Source organism: Fictibacillus sp. Mic-4, from assembly GCF_049843615.1.
GTDB lineage: Bacteria > Bacillota > Bacilli > Bacillales > Fictibacillaceae > Fictibacillus_A > Fictibacillus_A gelatini.
Window position 1 is genome coordinate 1 of the sequence record NZ_JBBHZM010000091.1, and the last position, 1,635, is coordinate 1,635.

1 protein-coding gene is annotated in these 1,635 nt (G+C 37.1%); it reads left to right on the forward strand.

What is annotated here, in order from left to right:
• Positions 1–247 precede the first annotated feature (247 nt).
• Positions 248–1,468 (forward strand): IS110 family transposase, encoded by a 1,221-nt coding sequence (locus WD019_RS21545; protein ID WP_425712792.1) that lies wholly within the window; start codon positions 248–250, stop codon positions 1,466–1,468.
• The last annotated feature ends 167 nt before the right edge of the window (positions 1,469–1,635 follow it).

The following is a 1,635-nucleotide window of genomic DNA, read 5'->3' on the forward strand; positions in this document are numbered from 1 at the left end:
AAAACATACTAACATTAGTAGTACAGACCAAGGCCATGGTTTGTGCTACTATTTTTTATAGTAGAAGTGAAGTAAGGTCGAACAGCCCCTGGGACCAATAAAGAGTCCGTATCAAAAACAGACCAATTTCACACCCTTATTTGAATCAGTTTAGTATGTTGGGTCCTAGAGATCGTGTAAAAGAAAATGGAATCGATAAGGCAATGTGAAGACTTCTATGGTTGGCTAAAAAGGAGAAATTTGAATAATGAAACATGTGGTAGCTTTAGACGTGAGTATGGGGAAAAGTACGATGGTCATTTACAATCAGTATCGCCAATGTGTAGTAGAAAAAGAGATTAAGCATAACCGCCCCTCTTTTGAACAACTTCATGAAATACTTCAAGCACTGACTCAACAAGATGGACAAACACCTGAAATTATCTTCGAAGCAACCGGTGTATATTCCAAATCATTGGAACGGTTCTTTCAAGACTATAATTATACATATTGCCGCATTAATCCACTTGAAGCGAACTTACAGATGGCTTCTATGCGCCGACAAAAAACAGATAAAGGCGATGCACATGAGCTGGCAAAATCTCATTTTCGAGTAAAGCGGAAACAGACGTATCAAGAAGAGGAATACTACCAACAAATGCGTGGACTTACACGTTACTATGATGAGTTAGAGAGTGAGATTACACACTTATATAGCCGTTTACACGCCATCTTGCAATTGAGCTTTCCTGAATTAGAACGGCTATTTACAAAGCGCTCTGCTCTGTTTTTGAATATCGTACAATTGTACCCGCATCCTGATGAAGTGTTAGCCCATTCAAAAACGGTGATTCGCAATCGATTAAAAGCAAATACACGAAAAAACTTGTCGTTGAAGCGAGCAGAAGAGAAAGGAATCGCTCTCCTTGAAGCTGCCAAAACCTCTTATCCAGCTATTTCTAAAGAAGATATACGTTGCGAACAAGTCAAAGATTATGCAAACCGCATCGCAGACTTAAAAGAGAAAAAAGAAAAGCTAGTGAAGCAAATGGTTGAGCTTTCAAAAGAACGTTTAGAATATCAGGTACTTCGATCTTTTCCGGGAATAGGGGAAACAACAGCAGTTCGAATTATTGGTGAATTAGGAGATATACGCCGTTTTAAAAACCATAAGAAATTAAATGCCTATGTGGGGATCGATATTATGCGCTATCAATCAGGGAATACCTTTTATAAGGACAAGATCAACAAAAGGGGAAACAATAAACTACGGAAAATTTTATTCTTTATGATTAAAACGATGATTACATTACGTAAAAAAACAGAGAATCATCTAGTGGAATATTATGACAAATTAAAAACGCAACCCCAGAGAAAACCTCACAAAGTTGCGTCCGTTGCGTGTATAAATAAGTTCTTGAAAGTGGCATTTCATCTTATTACACACGGAATCCTTTATGATTACGAAACAGCATCAACCAGTTCGTAATCAACTAACTATACTATATCATAATTGACTTTGCGAAAAAATGTTATTTCGTAAGGTCTATTTTGTATGCACAAATTTAGTTTTTGGAGGGAGGGGTACCCCTCCCTCCAAAAACTAAATCACTTCTTCAAAAAATCTTTCAAAAAATACTTGACTGGAGGTAAGAA

Excerpts from the sequence above, each read along its gene's own strand:
- WD019_RS21545 (WP_425712792.1), top strand. The coding sequence starts at position 248 with ATGAAACATGTGGTAGCTTTAGACGTGAGTATGGGGAAAAGTACGATG.